At 60.3% G+C, this 17,624-nt stretch carries 11 protein-coding genes and 2 rRNA genes; 10 read left to right on the top strand and 3 right to left on the bottom strand.

Going from position 1 to position 17,624, the window contains the following annotated elements:
- The 8 genes from QMX93_RS17155 to QMX93_RS17120 form a co-directional block, all read left to right on the top strand.
- Positions 1-107 (top strand): 23S ribosomal RNA (locus QMX93_RS17155); the annotation flags it as partial.
- Between the two features lie 156 nt (positions 108-263).
- A 5S ribosomal RNA gene (rrf, locus tag QMX93_RS17150) occupies positions 264-379 on the top strand.
- 154 nt (positions 380-533) lie between these two features.
- Positions 534-3,986, top strand: coding sequence for an exodeoxyribonuclease V subunit gamma (gene recC / locus QMX93_RS17145; protein ID WP_282357267.1), 3,453 nt, complete (start codon positions 534-536; stop codon positions 3,984-3,986).
- A complete protein-coding gene (gene recB / locus QMX93_RS17140; protein WP_282357265.1) occupies positions 3,983-7,672 on the top strand; it encodes an exodeoxyribonuclease V subunit beta in 3,690 nt (1,229 codons plus the stop codon). Before recC ends, recB begins: the two co-directional genes overlap by 4 nt.
- The gene (gene recD / locus QMX93_RS17135; RefSeq protein WP_282357263.1) at positions 7,669-9,777 is read left to right on the top strand and encodes an exodeoxyribonuclease V subunit alpha; all 2,109 of its coding nucleotides are present in this window, start codon (positions 7,669-7,671) and stop codon (positions 9,775-9,777) included. The genes recB and recD overlap by 4 nt, the downstream gene beginning before the upstream one ends.
- 119 nt (positions 9,778-9,896) lie before the next feature.
- Entirely contained in the window at positions 9,897-10,472 is a 576-nt protein-coding gene (locus QMX93_RS17130) for a YfiR family protein (RefSeq protein WP_159812829.1), read from the top strand.
- Entirely contained in the window at positions 10,469-11,737 is a 1,269-nt protein-coding gene (locus QMX93_RS17125) for a diguanylate cyclase (RefSeq protein ID WP_282357260.1), read from the top strand. The genes QMX93_RS17130 and QMX93_RS17125 overlap by 4 nt, the downstream gene beginning before the upstream one ends.
- Positions 11,738-11,784: 47 nt before the next feature.
- A complete protein-coding gene (locus tag QMX93_RS17120) occupies positions 11,785-12,237 on the top strand; it encodes an OmpA family protein (RefSeq protein WP_172680078.1) in 453 nt (150 codons plus the stop codon).
- Here QMX93_RS17120 and QMX93_RS17115 read toward each other — a convergent pair.
- A complete protein-coding gene (locus tag QMX93_RS17115; protein WP_053116972.1) occupies positions 12,234-13,181 on the bottom strand; it encodes a LysR family transcriptional regulator in 948 nt (315 codons plus the stop codon). The two genes, QMX93_RS17120 and QMX93_RS17115, sit on opposite strands and share 4 nt — an antisense overlap.
- Before the next feature lie 149 nt (positions 13,182-13,330).
- On the opposite strand from QMX93_RS17115, the gene QMX93_RS17110 reads away from it, so the two are divergent.
- Together QMX93_RS17110 and mmsB are read left to right on the top strand one after the other, a co-directional pair.
- Positions 13,331-14,857 carry a CoA-acylating methylmalonate-semialdehyde dehydrogenase gene (locus tag QMX93_RS17110; RefSeq protein WP_282357258.1) on the top strand — a complete coding sequence of 509 codons (1,527 nt, stop codon included), beginning with the start codon at positions 13,331-13,333 and terminating at the stop codon, positions 14,855-14,857.
- A 9-nt stretch (positions 14,858-14,866) separates the two neighbouring features.
- Positions 14,867-15,754 (top strand): 3-hydroxyisobutyrate dehydrogenase, encoded by an 888-nt coding sequence (gene mmsB / locus QMX93_RS17105; protein ID WP_212544191.1) that lies wholly within the window; start codon positions 14,867-14,869, stop codon positions 15,752-15,754.
- 338 nt (positions 15,755-16,092) lie between these two features.
- On the opposite strand, the gene QMX93_RS17100 is transcribed toward mmsB, so the two are convergent.
- Positions 16,093-16,443 carry a cupin domain-containing protein gene (locus QMX93_RS17100; RefSeq protein WP_282357255.1) on the bottom strand — a complete coding sequence of 117 codons (351 nt, stop codon included), beginning with the start codon at positions 16,441-16,443 and terminating at the stop codon, positions 16,093-16,095.
- Between the two features lie 147 nt (positions 16,444-16,590).
- Entirely contained in the window at positions 16,591-17,472 is an 882-nt protein-coding gene (locus QMX93_RS17095; RefSeq protein ID WP_282357253.1) for a LysR substrate-binding domain-containing protein, read from the bottom strand.
- Between the last annotated feature and the right edge of the window lie 152 nt (positions 17,473-17,624).

Here is a 17,624-nt window from a genome sequence, read left to right as displayed (position 1 = left end):
TGAGTTCCCTGAAGGGCCGTCGAAGACTACGACGTTGATAGGTTGGGTGTGTAAGCGCTGTGAGGCGTTGAGCTAACCAATACTAATTGCCCGTGAGGCTTGACCATATAACACCCAAGCAATTTGACTACTCGAAAGAGCATCAGATTGCGGTGTGTGAAGACGAAACGAACCGAAAGTTCGATGTTCACAAACACCGAAAGCTATCACATACCCAATTTGCTGAAGCGAGGCCAACTGGCCACGACTCAGTACCCGAATTTCTTGACGACCATAGAGCGTTGGAACCACCTGATCCCATCCCGAACTCAGCAGTGAAACGATGCATCGCCGATGGTAGTGTGGGGTTTCCCCATGTGAGAGTAGGTCATCGTCAAGATTAAATTCCGAAACCCCAATTGCGAAAGCAGTTGGGGTTTTGTTTTGCCCGCAGGAAAGTTCCTACAGCATTCAACGGCGTCGTCCGGCTGTCACAACCTGCTGACAATGCTAAGGTTCTGCCCTGGCTTTCGCACTTTTCCAAGGAATCCTTTATGCCGGGCGCCCAGTCCCTCAACGCTGCATTCATGGTGGTTCAAAGCAATAGCCTGGACGAACTGCGCAGCCTGGTGATCAGCATAATGCGGCGCTATCCACTGGCGCCCTTGGAAAACGAAATTGCCCTCGTACAAAGCAACGGCATCGCCCAGTGGCTCAAATTGGCCTTGGCTGAAGACCCTGAAGAGGACGACCTCGGTGGCTGCGGTATTGCCGCTGCTATCGATGTGCAGCTGCCGGGCAGCTTCATGTGGCAGCTGTACCGGATGGTGTTGGGCCGTGATGAAATCCCACCGAAATCCCTGCTCGATAAAGCCCCGCTGACCTGGCGCCTGATGCGCTTGCTACCTCAAGTGATCGAGCGCCCGCATTTCGAGCCGCTGCAACGCTTCCTCACTCACGACACTGACTTGCGTAAGCGTTACCAGTTGTCCGAGCGACTGGCGGATCTCTTTGACCAGTACCAGGTCTATCGGGCCGACTGGCTCGAAGATTGGGCCGAAGGACTGCACCAAATCCGAAATGTCCGAGGTGAAATAAAGCCACTGGCGCCCGCGAGCTGCTGGCAGGCTGAACTGTGGTGTGCGCTGCTGGAAGATGTCGGTGAACAAGGCATGGCGCAAAGTCGCGCCGGTGTTCATCAACGATTTATCGAGCGCATCAACACCCTTAAAGAGGCACCCGCCGGCCTGCCCTCGCGAGTGATCGTTTTCGGGATTTCTTCGTTGCCCGCTCAAGTGCTCGAAGCATTGGCCGGGCTCGCACGTTTCAGTCAGGTTCTGCTTTGTGTGCACAATCCATGTCGCCACCATTGGGCCGATATCGTTGCCGATAAGGATCTGCTGCGACACCAGTACAAACGCCAGGCACGCAAGAGCGGTATGCCCGTCGTACTCGATCCGGACGCTTTGCACCAACACGCCCATCCGCTGCTAGCTGCATGGGGCAAGCAGGGCCGCGACTACATCAACCTGCTCGACAGCTACGACGATCCCAACAGTTATCGCGCGGCTTTCCGAGACGGTCGCATCGACCTGTTTAGCGACACGCAACCCGAGAACCTGCTCAACCAACTCCAGAACGACATCCTCGAACTGCGCCCGCTCAACGAGACACGCGAGCTCTGGCCAGCTGTAGATCTGAAACACGACCAATCGATCCGTTTTCACATTGCTCACAGCGCCCAGCGTGAAGTGGAAATCCTTCACGACCAACTCCTCGCACGCTTCAGTGCCAATCCCGATCTGCGTCCCCGTGATGTAATCGTGATGGTGCCGGACATCGACAGCTACGCGCCGCACATCCGCGCCGTATTCGGCCAGCTTGATCGCCATGATCCGCGATTCATTCCATTCACCTTGGCGGATCAGGGCCAACGCGGCCGTGACCCCTTGCTGATTGCAGTCGAGCATCTGCTAAAGCTGCCAGACAGCCGCTTCCCCGTCAGCGAAATCCTCGACCTGCTCGACGTTCCTGCACTGCGCGCTCGTTTCGGTGTGGAAGAACGCGACCTGCCGACGCTGCATCGCTGGATCGAAGGCGCCGGTGTGCGTTGGGGCATGAGCGCCGAACAACGCGCAGGCCTCGGTTTGCCGGATGAGCTGGAGCAGAACAGCTGGCACTTCGGCCTGCGCCGGATGCTGCTGGGTTACGCCGTCGGCAGTGCGAATGCCTGTGCCGGTATCGAACCCTATGATGAAATCGGCGGACTGGACGCCGCGTTGATCGGGCCATTGGTGGCACTACTCGATGCCTTGGAACTCGCTCGTCAGGAATTGATGCAACCGGCTCAACCCAAAGAGTGGGGCTACCGGTTGCAGGCGCTGATGCAATTGTTCTTCAAAGCCAGCAACGAGCATGACGACTATTTGCTTACCCAACTCGAAGAACTGCGCGAAACCTGGCTGGAGACGTGCGAGGCCGTCGGTCTCGACGATGAGTTACCGCTGACTGTCGTCCGTGAAGCCTGGCTCGCCGGTCTGGATCAGGGGCGTTTATCGCAGCGTTTCCTCGCCGGTGCGGTGAACTTTTGCACGCTGATGCCCATGCGTGCGATCCCGTTCAAACTGGTCTGCCTGCTGGGGATGAACGATGGCGATTATCCGCGTGCACAACCGCCGCTCGACTTCGATTTGATGGGCAGCGATTACCGTCCCGGCGACCGTTCGCGGCGTGAGGATGACCGTTATCTGTTGCTCGAAGCATTGCTGTCAGCGCGCAATCAGCTCTACATCAGTTGGGTCGGCCGCAGCATTCGCGACAACAGCGAGCGGCCTGCTTCGGTGCTGATCGGCCAGTTACGCGATCACCTCGCCAGCGGCTGGCGATTGCTCGACGAGACCCAGGATATTTTGAGCGCCATGACCGAGGAGCATCCGTTGCAACCGTTCAGTTCGCGCTATTTTCATGAGGGCGATCAGCTCTTCAGCTATGCCAGCGAATGGCAGGTGCTGCACCAACAGCACGGATCTCAAACCGCTGTGGAACTGCTTGCGCCCTATGTCCAAGAGGAACCGTTGACCCTCGCCCTGTTACAGGACTTCTTGCGCAACCCGGTTCGACACTTTTTCACCCAGCGCCTCAAGGTCTATTTCGAAGCCGCCGAGGCGCCGCTCGCGGACGAAGAGCCGTTCGTGCTCGACGCTTTGCAGCGCTACACGCTCAGCGACAGTCTGCTCGAAGCCGCAATGAGGCAGCCGGACAATATCGATCAGGCCCTCGAATCTCAGGCCCGTCGCCTGCAAAACAGTGGTCTGCTGCCAATGGCCGGTTTTGGCGAATGCCTGCAACGCGAGCTGATCGAGCCGCTGCCGGACTTGCTGCAACGCTACCAACAACTGCTGACGTTGTGGCCGACCCCGCTGACCAGCGCAATTCCGATCAGCCTTGAATTGCAGGGCTTGCGCCTTGAAGGCTGGCTCTCGGGTTTGCATGAGCGCGCCGATGGTGGCCTGCTGTCGGTCACAACCATTCCCAACAGTATTGGCTCGATCAAAAGCCGCAAATGGCATCGTCTGACCAAGCCGTGGGTCAACCATCTGGTGGCCTGTGCCAGCGGACTTTCGTTAACCACAGCGCTGGTGGCCAGTGACGATTCACTGCTGTTGGAGCCCATGGAAAAAGACCGCGCGGTTCGCATCCTCAGCGATCTACTGCTCGCCTGGCAGACCGGCATGCGCCAACCGCTGCCGATTGCAGTAAAAACGGCGTTCGCCTGGCTGTCCCAGACCGACCCACTCAAGGCCGAAGCCGCCGCGCGCAAAGCGTACGAAGGTGACGGCCAGACCAGTGAAGGTGAGCGCCGCGAAAGCCCGGCCTTGTCTCGACAGTTTGCCGACTTCGATGCCTTGCTCGCTGATGAGACATTCTCTGGTTGGTGCGACGCGCTCTATCGGCCACTGCTGGAAGCGCCTTGGCGTTCGTTGTCCAGTGAAGGAGCGCGCGCATGAGCAGCAAAACTCCACTGGCACTGGCCTTCCCGCTGCACGGCAGCCAACTGATCGAAGCCAGCGCCGGCACCGGCAAGACGTTCACCATTTCTGCACTCTATCTGCGGCTGATCCTTGGTCACGGCGGCGACACCAATGGCTTCGGTCGCGACCTGCTGCCACCACAAATTCTCGTGGTGACCTTCACGGACGCAGCGACCAAAGAACTGCGCGAGCGGATCCGCACGCGTCTGGCCGAAGCTGCGCGATTCTTCCGCGACGAGACGCCGGCGCCCGACGCGCTCATCGCCGAACTGCGCGAACAGTTCGAGCCACAACAATGGCCCGGCTGCGCCAATCGCCTCGACATCGCCGCACAGTGGATGGATGAAGCCGCCGTTTCGACGATTCACAGTTGGTGCCAGCGCATGCTGCGCGAGCACGCATTCGACAGCGGCAGCCTGTTTACTCAATCGCTGGAAACCGATCACAGTGATCTGCTCGGCGAAGTACTGCGCGATTACTGGCGGCTGTTCTGCTACCCGATGCAGGGCGATGCGCTGAACTGGGTTCGCAACAATTGGGGTGGGCCGGCAGCGCTGTTGCCGCGTGTCCGTGGACTGTTCGCCAGCGAGCGCGACAGCGACGAAGGCAAGGCGCCCGCCGAGCTGATCGAGGAATGCTTGCTGGAGCGTCGCGCAGCATTGGTCGAGCTGAAAATGCCTTGGCGGCAGTGGGCCGATGAGTTGCTCGCCATCTGTCATCAAGGCGTTGCCAGCAAAACCGTCGACGGTCGCAAGATGCAGGCGCGCTACTTTGAACCTTGGTTCGAGAAGCTAAATAGCTGGGCCGAAGATGAATCCATGGAGCAACTGGATATCGGCACCGGCTTCACCCGACTGACCCCCGACGGCATGGCCGAAGCGTGGAAAGGTCAGGCCCCGAGTCATCCGGGGCTGGATGCCATGCCCGCACTCAAGTCGAGTCTGGATGGCTTGCCCACGCCAGACGCCGCCGTCCTGCAGCACGCCGCGAAATGGGTGGGCGCGCGCTTCGAAGAAGAGAAGCGTCGCCGCGCCGAAATGGGCTTCGACGACATGCTCTTGCGCCTCGATGCTGCGCTGCAATCAGAAGGTGGCGAGCGTCTCGCAACGCTGATTCGCGAGCAGTTCCCGGTAGCGCTGATCGACGAATTCCAGGACACCGATCCGGTGCAGTACCGCATCTTCGAAAGCATCTATCGCATCGAGGAAAACAGTCCTGACACTGGCCTGTTTCTGATCGGCGATCCCAAGCAGGCGATCTACGCCTTCCGTGGTGCGGACATTTATACCTATCTGCGCGCGCGCAAGGCTACGACCGGCCGCTTGCATACCCTGGGCACCAACTTCCGTTCCAGCCACGGCATGGTCAAAGCGGTCAATCACGTATTCGAACGCGCCGAGTCCCGCGAGCTGGGACGCGGCGCGTTTTTGTTCCGCGAGAAAAGTGGCGAGAACCCGGTACCGTTTCAACCCGTCGACTCGCAAGGCCGCAAGGAGCATCTGCAGATTGCCGGGCAGGAAGTCGCGGCGCTGAACGTCTGGCAGTTGTCCAGCGATCAGCCGTTGTCCGGCGCGGTGTATCGCCAACAGTTGGCTGCCGCCTGCGCCAGTGAAATCACCGCGTTGCTCAATGGCGGGCAAACCGGTCAGGCCGGATTTGTGCAGGATGGCAAAGACTTCAAAGGCCTGCGTCCTTCCGATATCGCGATTCTGGTTCGTGACGGCAAAGAGGCGCAGGCCGTTCGTGGTGAATTGGCCGCCCGTGGCGTGCGCAGCGTTTATCTGTCCGACAAGGATTCCGTGTTTGCTGCGCAGGAAGCCCGAGACTTGCTGTCTTGGCTCAAGGCTTGTGCCGAGCCTGACGTTGAACGTTCTCTGAAAGCCGCGCTGGCCTGCATCACGCTGAACCTGCCGCTGGCCGAACTGGAGCGTCTGAATCAGGACGAACTGGTGTGGGAATCCCGCGTCATGCAGTTCCGTGGCTATCGCGAGTTGTGGCGCAAACAGGGCGTGCTGCCGATGCTGCGGCGTCTGCTGCATGACTTCCATTTGCCGCAGACATTGATTGCCCGCAGTGATGGCGAGCGCGTGCTGACCAACCTGCTGCACTTGTCCGAATTGATGCAGCAAGCCGCTGCTGAACTCGACGGCGAACAAGCGCTGATCCGGCATCTGGCCGAGCTGCTGGCCTTGTCCGGGCAGGCCGGCGAAGAACAGATTCTGCGCCTCGAAAGTGATGAGCAATTGGTCAAAGTGGTGACCATCCACAAGTCGAAAGGCCTGGAATATCCTTTAGTATTCCTGCCGTTCATCTGCTCGGCCAAACCGGTCGACGGTAGCCGCTTGCCGCTGCATTACCACGACGCGACAGGCAACGCTCAATTGAGTCTGAAGCCGACGCTCGAGCTGATTGCGCTGGCCGATGACGAGCGTCTGGCTGAAGACCTGCGTTTGCTTTATGTAGCGCTGACGCGTGCGCAACACGCCTGCTGGTTGGGCGTGACCGATCTAAAACGCGGCAATAACAACAGTTCGGTGCTGCACCTTTCAGCGCTGGGCTATTTATTGGGCGGTGGTGCGTCGTTGGGTGAGTCCAGCGGTTTGAATAGCTGGCTGCGAGATTTGCAGCAGGATTGCCCGGCGATCAGCGTCGGTGAAATGCCGCCGGCCAGCGCCGAACATTACGAACCTGCGCGCAACGAAGCGGTTCTCAGCGCCACGCTTGTGCCCAAGCGCAAGGCCAGCGAGAACTGGTGGATCGCCTCGTACAGTGCGCTACGCATCAGCGACGTTTTGAGCGTCGGCAGCGATGAGGCGCCGGACAGTCCGCAGGCGCAAAAGCTCTTCGATGACGAACGCCTCGATCCGGATGCACCACGCGAAATCATCGCCGGCGGTGCCGATATCCATCGCTTCCCGCGTGGCCCCAATCCCGGGACATTCCTTCACGGTTTGCTGGAGTGGGCAGGGGATGACGGTTTCGCCGTCACGCCCAAAGCCGTGGAAGACGCGATCGGCCGGCGTTGCAACCTGCGCGGCTGGGAAGGCTGGATCACCACGTTGAGCGACTGGTTGCAACACCTCCTCAAATCGCCGCTGCCGATCGGCGCCGGCCAACCGCCGGTGGTGCTTGAGCAGTTAACGCAGTATCGCGTCGAGATGGAATTCTGGTTCGCCAGCCATAAAGTCGATGTGCTCAAACTCGATGAGCTGGTACGTCAGCACACCCACAATGGCGTGGCGCGGGTGGCTGCCGAACCTGTGCAGCTCAACGGCATGTTCAAGGGCTTTATCGACCTGACCTTCGAACACGATGGCCGTTACTACGTGGCCGACTACAAATCCAACTGGCTGGGCGTCGATGATTTCGCCTACACCGAGCAAGCCATGGAGCGGTCGATTCTCGACAACCGTTACGACCTGCAATACGTCTTGTACCTGTTGGCCTTGCACCGTCAGCTTAAGGCGCGGTTGCCCGACTATGACTACGACCGGCATGTCGGTGGTGCGCTTTATCTTTTCCTGCGTGGCACCCGCGCAGACAGTCGCGGGGTGTACTTCGCCCGGCCACCCCGTGAATTGATCGAACGTCTGGATCGGCTGTTTCAGGGCAAACCCGAGCCCAAGGCCGAACCCGCGTGGGAACAGGGAGTCTTGCTATGAGCCGCACCTTCGCCGATCTTCTGCCGACGCCTTTGGCCGCCGACAGCCTGTCGAGACTTTCGCCGCTGACCCGTGCCGAAGACTTGTTGCTCTTGCTTACCCGCTGGGTCGAGCGCGGCTGGCTGCGTGCACTGGACAAGGCATTCGTCGCGTTTCTGCATGAGCTCGAACCGGACACTGATCCGCTGGTGTTGCTCGCGGCCGCACTGACCAGCCATCAACTCGGCCATGGTCACGTTTGTCTGGATTTGTTTGAAACCCTCAAAGCGCCGGATTTTGCGCTGTCATTGCCGCCCGAAGGCGATGTGCAGGGTGGCGTCTTGTTGCTGCCTTCGCAATTGCTTGAGGCGCTCGACGGTGCTCATTGGTGCAAGGCTCTGGCTGGCAGCGCTCTGGTCGCCCTGGCTGCCGATACCAGTGAGGCGGCTCAGCAACGCCCGCTGGTGTTGTCCTCGAAGCGTCTTTACTTGCGGCGCTACTGGGCTTACGAGCGGCGTATCGATTCCGCGTTGCGCCAGCGTCTCGCCCAATCCGAAACGACGCCGGCCGATCTGCCGCAGCGACTCAATGAACTGTTCGGTTCAGCCAAGTCCGGCGAGGTGATCGACTGGCAAAAGCTCGCTTGTGCGCTCGCCACGCGCGGTGCCTTCAGCATCGTCACCGGCGGCCCCGGCACCGGCAAAACCACCACTGTCGTGCGTTTGCTGGCGCTGCTGCAGGCGCCGGCGGTGGAGGCTGGCCATCCGTTGCGCATTCGCCTGGCAGCGCCCACCGGTAAAGCCGCCGCACGCTTGACCGAGTCGATCAGCCAGCAAGTGCAATCGCTGAAAGTCAGCGAAGACGTGCGGGCGAAAATCCCTTGCGACGTGACTACCGTGCACCGTTTGCTCGGCAGTCGTCCGGGCACCCGACATTTCCGCCATCACGCCGGTAATCGTCTACCGCTGGATGTGCTGGTGGTCGACGAAGCCTCGATGATCGACCTGGAAATGATGGCCAATCTGCTCGACGCCTTGCCGGCCCATGCGCGACTGGTGTTGCTCGGCGACAAGGATCAGTTGGCGTCCGTGGAGGCAGGTGCGGTGTTGGGTGATCTGTGCCGCGATGCCGAGGGTGGTTGGTACAACCGGCAAACCCGCCAATGGCTGGAGTCGGTCAGCGGTGAGTCGTTGCAGGACAGTGGTCTGCACGAAGATTTCGACGGCTCGCATCCGCTGGCTCAGCAAGTGGTGATGTTGCGTCACTCGCGGCGTTTCGGTGAAGGCAGCGGCATCGGTCAACTGGCGCGTCGGGTCAATCAGCAGCTCCCGGAAGAGGCGCGGCAATTGCTCGCGGCGGGGCACTATGACGATGTGTTTTCGCTGCCGCTCAAGGGTGAGCACGATCACAAACTGGAGCGGCTGTTGCTCGACGGTCATGGCGAGGGCCCGCAGGGGTATCGGCATTACCTGAGCGTGTTGCGCAATCAACGCCCTGCATCTGGCAAACCGCTGGAACATCCGGACTGGATTCTCTGGGCCCGCGACGTCTTGCAGGCGTTCGACACCTTCCAGTTGTTGTGCGCGGTACGCAAAGGCCCGTGGGGCGTTGAAGGTTTGAACCAGCGCATCACCGCCGCGTTGCTCAAGGTGCGGCTGATCGAGCACGACCAGCAATGGTACGAAGGTCGGCCGGTGCTGATGACCCGCAACGATTACGGTCTGGGCTTGATGAACGGCGACATCGGCATCGCCCTCAAACTGCCGGAACGTGAAGGGCCCGACGCCGGCAAACCGGTGCTGCGCGTGGCGTTTCCGCGCAATGACGGTCAGGGCGGCGTGCGTTTCGTCCTGCCGAGCCGACTCAACGATGTAGAAACCGTGTACGCCATGACCGTACACAAATCTCAGGGCTCTGAGTTCGCCCACACCGCGTTGATCCTGCCGGATGCCTTGAATCCGGTGCTGACCAAGGAGTTGATCTACACCGGAATCACCCGCGCCAAGCACTGGTTCACCCTGATCGAGCCGCGTGCCGGGGTATTTGAAGAGGCCGTACAACGCAAGGTCAAACGCCTCAGCGGACTGATGCTGGAACTGGAGGAGGGCGCCCAGTCTCCTGAATGATAATCGCGATGACGGCCAGCGGTTTCTGACCGGCCAGTCAGAGGTCGCTGCCTCGCTGGCCATTCGCCGCTGTGCTATCGTTGCGGCATCATTTCGGTAAGATCCAAGAGAATCCCTGCATGAAGGTGTCTGTCTGGGCGGCAGAGCGCGTGGTTGGCTGCAAGCACGCGTTGCTTGTCGGCCTGCTCTGGTTGTTGACGAGCGTGGCCGTCGCACAACCGCAAGCGCCGACGGGCATGGCCGAACAACGCGCCAAATCTGTCACCCAAGTCGTGCTGGGCATCCTCAGTTATGCTCGCTGGCCGGTAGAGCCTGCGCAATTGCGTCTGTGCATCGTCGGCCCTACCGAATACACCGACGACCTGGTCAAAGGCACCACTCAAGCCACCGGCCGACCGGTTGTCGTGCGCCGCTTGCTGGCCGATAACCCGGCCATCGTCAGCGAATGCAATGCCGTGTACATCGGCAAGCTCACCGCCGATGAGCGCAGTCGCCTGTTCGCCGCATTGATCGGACACCCGGTGCTTAGCATCAGCGAAGCCGACGACCAATGCACGGTCGGCAGTCTGTTCTGCCTGCGCGTCGGCGACGAGCAGGTGTCCTTTGAAGTCAATCTCGACTCCGTTGCCCGCAGTGGCGTGCGCATTCACCCGAGCGTGCTGCAGTTGTCGCGCCGTAAATCGGCGGCCCCATGAAATTGTTCAGATCGAATAAGCGCCCCACGTTGGGCTCGGTACTGGGCCGTGGACATTTAACCGTGGCATTACTGGCGGTAGCGATGGCCAGTGTCTCGCTGACGCTGCTCGGTGTTTTGGCGCTGCGGGTTTATGCCGACCACAATCTGCATCTGATCGCCCGTTCGATCAGCTACACCGTCGAAGCCGCGGTGGTGTTCAACGACAAAGCGGCGGCGACGGAAGCGCTGGAAATGATCGCTTCGACCGAAGAAGTCGCCGACGCGCAAGTACTGGACGCTCAGGGAAAATTGCTGGCGCGCTGGCATCGCGCGGAAAACGGCCTGTTCTCCGATCTGGAAATGCAGATCACCCGCGCCCTTCTGGAAAAACCGATCAGCATGCCGATTGTGCATCAAGAGCATGAAATCGGCCGCATCCTGCTCACCGGACACGGCGGCAGCCTCATGCGCTTTCTGCTGAGCGGTCTGGCGGGGATCATTCTTTGCACCGCGATCAGCGCCTTTGTGGCGATCTATCTGGCCCGTCGGCAACTGCGTGAAATCATCGGCCCGCTGCGCAGCCTCGCCACCGTGGCCCACGCCGCACGCAGCGAACGGGCGCTGGATCGCCGCGTGCCACCGGCGCAAATCGCCGAGCTGGACAACCTCGGCAACGACTTCAATGCACTGCTCGACGAACTCGAGTCCTGGCAGAGCAACCTGCAAAGCGAAAACGAAACCCTCGCGCACCAGGCCAGTCACGACAGCCTTACCGGTCTGCCCAACCGCGCCTTTTTTGAAGGCCGCTTGATGCGTGCCCTGCGTAACGCCAGCAAGCTCAACGAGCGCGTGGCGGTGCTGTTTCTCGACAGCGACCGATTCAAAGGCATCAATGACAATTTCGGCCATGCCGCCGGCGACGCAGTGCTGGTGGCGATTGCCAATCGTGTCCGCGCACAGTTGCGTGAAGAAGATCTGGTCGCGCGATTGGGCGGTGACGAGTTCGCCGTGCTGCTCACGCCGTTGCACAAGATCGAAGATGCCGAACGCATTGCCGACAAAATTCTCGCCAGCATGGACACGCCCATCGCGTTGCCCGGCGACACCAGTGTCGTGACGTCACTCAGTATCGGCATCGCGGTTTTCCCTGATCATGGCGCCACCCCCGGCGCCCTGCTCAACGCTGCCGACGCGGCGATGTATCAAGCCAAGCGCCTCTCCCGTGGCGCGCAATTCACGGCCGGGTCGGAGCACCCGGTCGATCCCGTTCAAACCAGGAGCTGATTCCCGTGTTCAAACATCCATTTCGATTGTTCTCCGCTGTGCTGTTGATGGCCGTGCTGGCCCTGACCGGTTGCCAGACCGCGCCGCAAAAAGGCCTGACGCCGGCGCAAGTCGCCGTGCTCAAACAACAAGGTTTCGAGCTGACTGATGAGGGCTGGGAATTTGGCCTGTCGGGCAAAGTGCTGTTTGGCAGCGACGTCGAAAGCCTGAACAATCAAAGCACCGAAATCGTCGAGCGCATCGGCAAAGCCTTGCTCGGTGTCGGCATTGAACGCGTGCGGGTCGATGGCCACACCGATGCATCGGGCAAAGAAACCTACAACCAGCAACTGTCGCTGCGCCGCGCGAAAAGTGTGGCCGCCGTGCTCAGCACTGTCGGCATGAAGCAAGAGAACATCCAGCTGCAAGGCCTGGGCAGCAAAGACCCGGTAGCTTCCAACAGCACCGCCGCCGGCCGCACGGAAAACCGCCGGGTGGCGATCGTGGTCAGCGCTGACTAATCGGCGAACTGCATCTCGCGGGTCTCGCCCATCAACAGACCCTGATTCTGTTCAGTCACCTCGCGAATGTAATCCCACAACAAAGTAATCCGCTTCAACTTCCTCAAATCCTCCCGGCAGTACATCCAGAACTGCCGGGTGATGTTGATTTCCTCCGGCAGCACCGGCAGCAAGCGCGGATCCTGCGCGGCGAGGAAGCACGGCAGAATCGCCAGTGAACGCCCCTGCTGTGCCGCAACGAATTGCGCGATCACGCTGGTGCTGCGCAAGTTTGCGTGAGCACCTGGCAGCACGTTGGCCAGGTAGAGCAGCTCCGAGCTGAACGCCAGATCGTCCACATAACTGATGAATTGATGCTTGCCCAAATCTGCCGGGCGGCGAATCGGTGGGTGTTTGTCGAGATAGTCCTGGGTTGCGTAGAGCTGCAAGCGGTAGTCGCAGAGTTTGCAGCAGACGTACGGCCCGTGCTCCGGGCGTTCGAGGGCGATGACGATGTCGGCCTCGCGCTTGGACAGGCTGATGAAGTGCGGTAGCGGCAGGATGTCCACCGAGATCGCCGGGTAGGCGTCGACGAAATGGCTCAGTTGCGGGGTGATGAAAAAACTGCCGAAACCTTCAGTGCAGCCCATGCGCACGTGGCCGGACAAGGCGACGCCGGAGCCGGAGACCTGCTCGCAAGCCATGTGCAACGTGCTTTCAATCGACTCGGCATAACCCAGCAAACGCTGGCCTTCAGCGGTCAGGACGAAACCGCTGGTGCGCGACTTTTCAAACAGCAGCGTGCCGAGCGCCGCTTCCAGCGAACTGATCCGTCGCGACACCGTGGTGTAGTCGACGGCGAGCCGTTTGGCGGCGGTGCTGGCCTTGCGGGTGCGGGCGACTTCGAGGAAAAACTTGAGGTCGTCCCAGTTCAGCGAACCTAGAGAGGTGATGTTTTTTTGCATGATGGACGGGCTTATATGTGCGTTCTTATTAGAAGTTTGCACATCTATACTCCAAAAACAGTCCGACAACCAATTCGTGACACACGCCTCATCTCAAGGCGAACCTTTCGCCTTGGCTCCTACGATAAAAACAAGTTTCGGAGACCAGCATGAACGCATCGCTTACGCCCAACGAAACCACGCTGCAGAAGGTCAAGCTGCTGATCAATGGTGAGTGGGTCGAGTCGCAGACCACCGAATGGCACGACATCATCAACCCGGCCACTCAGCAAGTGCTGGCCAGAGTCCCGTTCGCCACCGCCGCTGAAGTCGATGCTGCGGTCAACGCCGCGCAGCGTGCGTTCCAGACCTGGAAACTGACTCCGATCGGCGCGCGGATGCGCATCATGCTCAAGCTGCAAGCGCTGATCCGCGAACACTCCAAACGCATCGCCGTGGTGCTCAGCGCCGAGCAGGGCAAAACCATTGCCGATGCCGAGGGCGATATTTTCCGTGGCCTGGAAGTGGTCGAGCACGCTTGCTCCATTGGCACCCTGCAAATGGGCGAATTCGCTGAAAACGTTGCGGGCGGCGTTGATACCTACACCCTGCGCCAGCCAATCGGTGTTTGCGCCGGCATCACGCCGTTCAACTTCCCGGCGATGATTCCGCTGTGGATGTTCCCGATGGCCATCGCTTGCGGCAACACGTTTGTGTTGAAGCCTTCGGAGCAGGATCCGCTGTCGACCATGTTGCTGGTTGAGTTGGCAGTCGAGGCGGGCGTTCCGGCGGGCGTGTTGAACGTGGTGCATGGCGGTAAAGACGTGGTCGATGGCCTGTGCACGCACAAGGACATCAAAGCGGTGTCCTTCGTCGGTTCGACCGCCGTTGGCACTCACGTTTACGATTTGGCCGGTAAGCACGGCAAGCGCGTGCAATCGATGATGGGCGCGAAAAACCACGCTGTGGTGCTGGCCGACGCCAATCGCGAGCAAGCGCTGAATGCCTTGGTCGGCGCCGGTTTCGGTGCGGCCGGGCAACGTTGCATGGCCACTTCGGTGGTGGTGCTGGTTGGTGCGGCGAAACAATGGTTGCCGGATCTGAAAGCGCTGGCGCAGAAACTCACCGTCAACGCCGGCAGCGAGCCGGGCACCGATGTAGGCCCGGTGATCTCGAAAAAAGCCAAGGCACGAATTCTCGACCTGATCGAAAGCGGCATCAAGGAAGGCGCCAAGCTGGAACTGGATGGCCGTGACATCAAGGTGCCGGGTTACGAGCAAGGCAATTTTGTCGGCCCAACACTATTCTCGGGCGTGACCACCGACATGCAGATCTACACCCAGGAAATCTTCGGCCCGGTGCTGGTGGTGCTGGAAGTCGATACCCTTGATCAGGCGATTGCGCTGGTCAACGCCAATCCGTTCGGCAACGGCACTGGCCTGTTCACCCAGAGCGGCGCGGCGGCACGTAAATTCCAGACGGAAATCGACGTCGGTCAGGTCGGCATCAACATCCCGATTCCGGTGCCAGTGCCGTTTTTCAGTTTCACCGGTTCGCGCGGTTCGAAACTCGGCGACCTCGGCCCGTACGGCAAGCAAGTGGTGCAGTTCTACACGCAGACCAAAACGGTCACGGCGCGCTGGTTCGACGACGACAGTGTCAACGACGGTGTGAACACCACCATCAACCTGCGCTGAGGAACGGCCATGAAAATCGCATTTATCGGGCTGGGCAACATGGGCGCGCCGATGGCGCGCAACCTGATCAAGGCTGGCCATTCGCTGAACCTGGTCGACCTCAACAAAACCGTGCTGGCGGAACTGGAACAACTCGGCGGCAGCATTCGCGCTTCGGCGCGTGAGGCGGCCGAGGATGCAGAACTGGTGATCACCATGCTGCCGGCGGCTGTGCATGTGCGCAGTGTCTGGTTGGGTGAGGACGGCGTTTTGGCCGGGATTGGCAAAGGCGTGCCGGCGGTGGATTGCAGCACGATTGACCCGCAGACGGCGCGTGATGTGGCTGCCGCTGCCGCGAAACAAGGCGTGGCCATGGCGGATGCGCCGGTGTCTGGCGGTACGGGCGGCGCGACGGCCGGGACGTTGACCTTTATGGTCGGCGCCACGCCAGAACTGTTCGCCACACTGCAACCGGTGCTGGCGCAGATGGGCCGCAACATTGTGCATTGCGGTGAAGTCGGCACCGGGCAGATCGCCAAGATCTGCAACAACTTGCTGCTGGCGATTTCGATGGTTGGCGTCAGTGAAGCGATGGCGTTGGGCGATGCGTTGGGGATTGATACGTCGGTGCTCGCCGGGATCATCAACAGCTCGACCGGGCGTTGCTGGAGTTCGGAGATGTACAACCCGTGGCCAGGGATTGTTGAAACGGCGCCGGCTTCGCGGGGGTACACCGGGGGGTTTGGTGCGGAATTGATGCTGAAGGATTTGGGCCTGGCGACGGAAGCAGCGCGTCAGGCGCATCAGCCGGTGGTGCTTGGCGCGGTGGCGCAGCAGTTGTATCAGGCGATGAGTCAGCGTGGGGATGGCGGGAAAGACTTCTCGGCGATTATCAACAGCTACCGGAAACCGCAGTAACTTGGGTCAGCAATACTTTTGTGGCAAGTGAGACTTTGTGGTGAGGGGATTTATCCCCGATGGGTTGCGCAGCAGCCCCCTACAGTGTGTCAGGTAAACCGAGTGCTCAGGTTTTGCGACTGCTGCGCAGCCGATCGGGGATGAATCCCCTCGCCACAGGGATCTCTATTTCCATAGGGATCATTGGGTGGGTTTGAAAATTTGCAGTAGGTGTTGCCGGGAAATCACGTCGGGTGATTTCCCGGCTTTTTTGTGCCAAAAAAAGATCGCAGCCTTCGGCAGCTCCTACAGGAAACGTATCTCTGTAGGAGCTGCCGCAGGCTGCGATCTTTGCTTTATCAGGCAAACACGAAGTACTTACGCACCGTCTCAATCACTTCCCACGTACCTTTCATGCCCGGCTCAATGACAAAGATGTCGCCAGCACGCAAGTGAATCGGCGCCATGCCGTCCGGGGTGATCACGCAGTAGCCTTCCTGGAAATGGCAGTATTCCCACTTCACGTATTCCACGCGCCACTTGCCCGGCGTGCAGATCCACGTGCCCATGATCTTGCTGCCGTCTTCGCTGGTGTAGGCGTTGAGGTTGACGGTGTGCGGGTCACCCTCGAGTTTTTCCCATTTGCAGGCATCGAGTACCGGCAGCGGGTGGGTGTCGCGCAGAACGGTGATAGGGGCGGTCGCGGTCATGGGAGCTCCGGGCAGAAGGAATTGAAGTCGCACCGTATAGCGCCCGGTCGCTGCTCAGTTGTCTGGGGTCGACATCGAGCTGCTCAGAAACGCGCGAACGCTCAGAGTTTTTCCAGCGGCTGAATCTGTTTGGATGAAGTCTGCCCCTTAGGGGAGAGCCAATGCGTGTAGCAGGGCTTTGGCGTAACCCGGCAGGGCGGTGAAGTCCCTGGCGCAGAGCATCAAGGTGCGGCGCGCCCACGGTTCGTTGAGCGCAACGCTTTTGAAGCTGCGTGGCGCCGCGCGTTCGATGGCGGCCATTGGCACAATGGCGAGCCCGGCGCCACGGCTGACCATACGCATCACGCCGTCGAAACCGTCGGCGCGGATACGCACCTGCATGCGGGCGCCGCTGTGCAGGGCCTGTTCTTCGAGGTAGATCGCCAAAGCGCTGTTGGCGCTGAGTCCTACAAAATCATGGTGTAACGCATCGCTGAAACTGACCTCGTCGGCGTCAGACAACGGGTGGTCGAGGGGCAGAATCAGTACCAGTGGATCGTCACGAAAGGGTTGAGTTTGTAGGTCGCGGGTGTCTACGGCGTCGGAAACAATCCCGAGATCTGCCGCGCCTTGGCGCAAGGCGTGGGTGATGCGCGCGCTCGGCAATTCCTGCAAATCGATGTCGAGATTGGGGTGATTGCGCAGGAAATCGGCGAGCACTTCCGGCAGGTATTCGGTGATCGCCGTGGTGTTGCACAGCAGCCGCACCTGGCCTTTGACGCCTTGGGCGTAGTCGGCGAGATCCTGCTGCATACGTTCGGCTTGTTGCAGGAGGATGCGCGCGTGATGGGCGAGGGCTTTGCCGGCGGGGGTCGGGGTGACGCCACGGCGACCGCGTTCGAGGAAGTCGGCGCCGAGCGAGGCTTCCATAGCGCGGATTCTGGCGCTGGCGGCGGCGAGGGATAAATGGCTGCGCGCGGCGCCGGCGGTGATGTTGCCGGTGTCGAGGATGTGCAGGTAGAGGCGCAGGTCGGTGAGGTCGAAGTGCATGTCGGCAGCCGGTTTTTGTGGTGTTTAGGCCGGCCCCATCGCGAGCAGGCTCACTCCTACAGGTTTTGTGTTCGCCACCGATCTAATGTAGGAGTGAGCCTGCTCGCGATGAGGCCAGAAGCTTCAAAAAAATTTAAGCCTCTTGCTCTGGA

The sequence above is a fragment of the Pseudomonas sp. PS01303 genome (genome assembly GCF_029959385.1).
Lineage (GTDB): Bacteria > Pseudomonadota > Gammaproteobacteria > Pseudomonadales > Pseudomonadaceae > Aquipseudomonas > Aquipseudomonas rustica.
This window is presented reverse-complemented; position numbering and strand designations above follow the sequence as displayed.